Here is a 4,087-nt window from a genome sequence, read left to right as displayed (position 1 = left end):
GAAGATTCGCCGACCCTGGCGCAACAGCGGCCTCAAGTGTTGTCGTTGGCATGTCTGGTTTACGGGAATAAAGCTGCCTGGGCCTCCGCAACAAAGATGTCGGCACCAGTCGCAATGTGGCTCTAGGGTTGTTGCCGGTGGCGCGGCGCGACCCTTGGCCGTCCTGACCGATCATCCCACCGGGCTCATCCGCATCATTCCCTACCGGCTGCACCTTTGGGTCGATCGCGCCGTAGGCGTGGTGTTTGTCAGCGTTAGGCATCTATTCGAAAAACGAGGGTTTGACCTATTCATCGACATAAGATCGGTTCCGCCCGCCGTCGATTTTCAAGCCGAACTTTGGCGTGGTTTGACCCACACTGCATAGTCGTCGGGCAGAATGTCTTCCAGCTGTATGAGATTGTGCTTTTCCGGGGAGAGGACCAAGCTATCGGGAAAGGGCGTGGTCGGCTATCGAATCAGTGCTCAAACTGCGATGGAAATCCCGCAACTTCAGATGCCGATGATCAGACCTCTGAAACGTCCTACGCAATCCCAACAAGTGCTGGTTACGGGAGGTTCCGGCTTCCTCGGTATGTGCTGTATCTTGCAGCTGCTCGATCTTGGATACCGGGTTAGATGCACCGTACGCTCGCTGACACGCGTCCTCGGGCAAAGTTTCTCTTGTCAGCTCACGACTCCATCCCCCGTCGTTCGCGAGCGAACGGCACTATTCTGATACCCGCCGTTCATCAGGCGGACGACGAACTGGCCTCGAAGTCGGCCTGGAACCTGTGCTGCGGTTAAGGCATCCGACGTGATGATCGCGGTCGACAACTAGGTCGGCGAATTGGAAACGACCGCCACTCCAGCAAATCTGCATTAGATCAAAATTGCACGCTGGCTTACAGGCTGTGCGCAGCAGAGCCAATTCTCTTGCGATGCCGCCCCGCCTACGACAGGATCGCCGCAACTGGAGGTTAGCCTATGACGCCAGACCCCTTGCGGCCCGACCACCCGCCACTCGACACTCCAGTTGCCGTTCGTCGTATGCAAGGCGCGCACCTCGGGAAGACCGCGCAGTTTGCGGTTCACCTGTGTCGTCGATTTGCCGACGAGCTCAATCATCATGACGGCATGGACTGCGTTGTCGTCGTAGTCCTCCCGCACGCGGACCGTGAAGCCCGTGAGGGTTCCCGTTGCCAGAAGCCGGTCGAGCCTGTTCTGGATCGTGCCTCTCGCGACGCCGACGGCTTCGGCAAGTTTTGCCAGCGAGGCGCGTCCGTCTACCCTCAGATGGGCGATGATTGCCCGGTCGAGCGCATCGGGGGCATATTTTGCGATGTCGCTGCCGATCATCGAATATTGACCGATTTGACAATTTCATTGGGCATATTTGCTATCCTTGCGCAATTTGCAGGGCGATGTTGAGATTTTGATCAGTATGGCTTGGCCGTACGCTGGCTGCAAACGTCCAGATAGCCCGCAGGAGACCGAGCATGCCGAGCCCCCTTCCGTCCGCAAAGGCCATGGTGCCCTTCGTCAGCGTCGACAACATGATGCGCCTCATCCACACATCGGGATCGAGACGATGCTGTTCGAGCTGACCGACGCCATTGAGAGGGATTTTCGCCGCTGGGAGGTCTTCGACAAGACACCGCGCGTGGCAAGCCATTCCCATGACGGGGTGATCGATATTTGGTGGGAACCTATTTGACGGCGACTCCGAACAGGTCAACCCGACGGGCCCAGACCAGCGGTCGACATGGCTTCCCCCGTCGCAACCTTTTCCAGGAATGTCGCCGACGGTACGAAGAACAAATTGCCGGTGACTGCACGGCTGAAGTCCAGCAACCGATCGTAGTTGCCTGGCGGGCGGCCAATGAACATGTTCTCGAGCATCTGCTCGATTCTGCGCGGCGAACGGGCGTAGCCGATGAAATAAGTGCCGAACTCGCCCTTGCCCACGTCGCCGAATGGCATGTTGTCGCGGACGATCTCCAACTGCTCTCCGTTCTCGATGATTGTGGTCAGCGCATTGTGGGCGGAGGTCGGCTTTACGGCATCGTCCAGCTCGACATCGGTGAGTTTTTTCCTGCCAACAATTCCCTCTTGCTCCTCGATTGGGAGCCCGTTCCATGCTTTCAGATCATGCAGGTACTTTTGCACTATCACATAGCTGCCTCCGGCAAATATGGGGTCCTCCTCGCCGATGATTGCGGCCTTGACCGCGCGCTCAGCCACCGGGTTTTCCGTGCCGTCGACGAAGCCGATCAGGTCGCGGTCATCGAAATAGTTGAAGCCGTGCACCTCATCTGCTGTGGAGACTGCGCCATCGAGCCGCGACATGATCTGCGTCGCCAGTTCGAAACAAAGATCCATGCGCGGCGCACGAATGTGAAAGAGGATGTCGCCTGGCGTCGAGACGGCGTGATGCAGGCCTTGTATCTCGCGAAATGGATGCAGGTCCTTCGGTCTGGAGGCTCCAAACAAACGGTCCCAGGCATTTGAACCAAACGCCATGACACACGACAGCCGGCCGTCCAGGTCGCGGGACCCGACTGCGCGCACGAGGGTGGAAAGATCGGCACATAAGGCCCGCACCGTCGCCTCGTGTTTTGGTCCAGAATTTATCGTCACCACGAGAAATATCGCGGCCCGCGTCAGCTGCGCGACGACTGGTTGCGAAACAGCGGATGGCAAGGTCGAATCCACAATAGGTCCCTTTATCTTGTTCGTAACGCCACTGGTCGACCGGCACAGGCGGCGGAAGGGCGGAGTTGCAAGCACCGACGCGAGATGACCCCAGCATCATCTCCGCCTCAGTTGGTCAGGATTTTGCCCGATCAGTATTCGCCGACGTCGATGACTGCCTGGGCGACAGCCCGTGGGGCTTCCTGCGGCAAGTTGTGGCCAATTCCGCCGGTGATGATCCGATGCGCGTATCCGCCTGAAAATTTCTTGGCGTAGGAACTGCTGTCGGGGTGGGGTGCGCCATTGGCATCCCCCTCAAGGGTGATGGTGGGCACCGTGATCACCGGGCTTTCGGCCAGCCGTTTTTCCAGGCCGTCATATTCCGGCTCGCCTCGGACCAGGCCGAGCCTCCAACGGTAATTGTGGATGACGATGCTGACGTGATCCGGGTTGTCGAGACACGCAGCGCTGCGATCGAACGTGGCGTCGTCAAAGTCCCACTTCGGCGAGGCGATCCGCCAGATAAGGTTTGCGAAATCGCGCCGGTACTGTTGATACCCGGCCCGGCCGCGTTCCGTCGCGAAATAGTACTGATACCACCATTGGAGCTCGGCCTTCGGCGGCAGCGGCATTCTGTTTGCCGCGAGACTGCCGATCAGATAACCGCTGACCGAAACGAGCGCATTGCAGCGCTCCGGCCAGAGCGCCGCGATGATGCAGGCTGTGCGTGCGCCCCAGTCATACCCGGCGACGATCGCGTCGCCGATCTTCAGCGCATCCATCAATTTGATGACATCGACAGCCAGCACGGACTGCTGGCCGTTGCGGACCGTCTGACTGGAGAGAAAGTGCGTCGTGCCATGACCGCGCGAGTACGGAACGATCACGCGATAGCCCGCCATCGCCAACAAGGGAGCGACATCGACAAAGCTGTGGATGTCGTAAGGCCAGCCGTGAAGGAGGATAACGACGGGACCGTTGGATGGACCAGCTTCAGCGTAGCCAACGTTCAGCAAGCCGGCGTCGATTTGCCTGAGCGCAGCGAACGAGGCAGCCGTCGATCGTTCTGTCGTTGCTCCGCCCAGCTCTGAAACGCATTGTGCTTTAGCAGTGCGAACTGTCGTGAACTGGGTAGCAACCAGACCCATTGCGGCAACGCCGACAAAGGCCCTGCGATAGCGATCAATTTCTCCCGGCGGTCTTGTATTTTCCATTCTTGCAACCTCGTTCGCGGCACCATCGGATGCCACCTGTTTTTGACACAGCACTGGCATCACCTTCATTCATCAGCTTGGCGTTCCCGGCCTGCATGCCTTGGCAGCCTCTTTGGACAGTCGAGGCGTCGGTGGCTCCACCGACTGAAATTCAGAAATACATTGAGCTGGAATGACGCGATTGCCGGGCAGTGTAGAAA

The 4,087-nt window shown here is 58.7% G+C and carries 4 protein-coding genes and 1 pseudogene; 2 read left to right on the top strand and 3 right to left on the bottom strand.

The window, feature by feature from the left end; all coding sequences use genetic code 11:
• Positions 1-154 precede the first annotated feature (154 nt).
• Complete coding sequence (locus tag EN879_RS39115; protein WP_164753728.1) at positions 155-367, top strand: hypothetical protein; 213 nt, start codon at positions 155-157, stop codon at positions 365-367.
• A gap of 494 nt (positions 368-861) precedes the next feature.
• On the opposite strand, the gene EN879_RS26595 is transcribed toward EN879_RS39115, so the two are convergent.
• Positions 862-1,338, bottom strand: coding sequence for an Lrp/AsnC family transcriptional regulator (locus tag EN879_RS26595; protein ID WP_082826771.1), 477 nt, complete (start codon positions 1,336-1,338; stop codon positions 862-864).
• A 140-nt stretch (positions 1,339-1,478) separates the two neighbouring features.
• Between EN879_RS26595 and EN879_RS26590 the strand changes: the two are divergent.
• A pseudogene (locus EN879_RS26590) lies at positions 1,479-1,678 on the top strand (ornithine cyclodeaminase); the annotation flags it as partial.
• A 35-nt stretch (positions 1,679-1,713) separates the two neighbouring features.
• Here the strand turns inward: EN879_RS26590 and EN879_RS26585 are convergent.
• Together EN879_RS26585 and EN879_RS26580 are read right to left on the bottom strand one after the other, a co-directional pair.
• Positions 1,714-2,694: a Dyp-type peroxidase gene (locus EN879_RS26585; RefSeq protein WP_206516555.1), complete on the bottom strand. Its 981-nt coding sequence runs from the start codon at positions 2,692-2,694 to the stop codon at positions 1,714-1,716.
• A gap of 131 nt (positions 2,695-2,825) precedes the next feature.
• A complete protein-coding gene (locus EN879_RS26580) occupies positions 2,826-3,887 on the bottom strand; it encodes an alpha/beta hydrolase (RefSeq protein ID WP_063170877.1) in 1,062 nt (353 codons plus the stop codon).
• Positions 3,888-4,087: the final 200 nt, after the last annotated feature.

Origin of the sequence: Mesorhizobium sp. M7A.F.Ca.AU.002.02.1.1 (genome assembly GCF_003998535.1) — a bacterium.
In the GTDB taxonomy this organism is placed as follows: Bacteria; Pseudomonadota; Alphaproteobacteria; order Rhizobiales; family Rhizobiaceae; genus Mesorhizobium; species Mesorhizobium ciceri.
The sequence above is the reverse complement of the archived record's forward strand: the minus strand, read 5'-3'. Positions and strand labels throughout refer to the sequence as shown.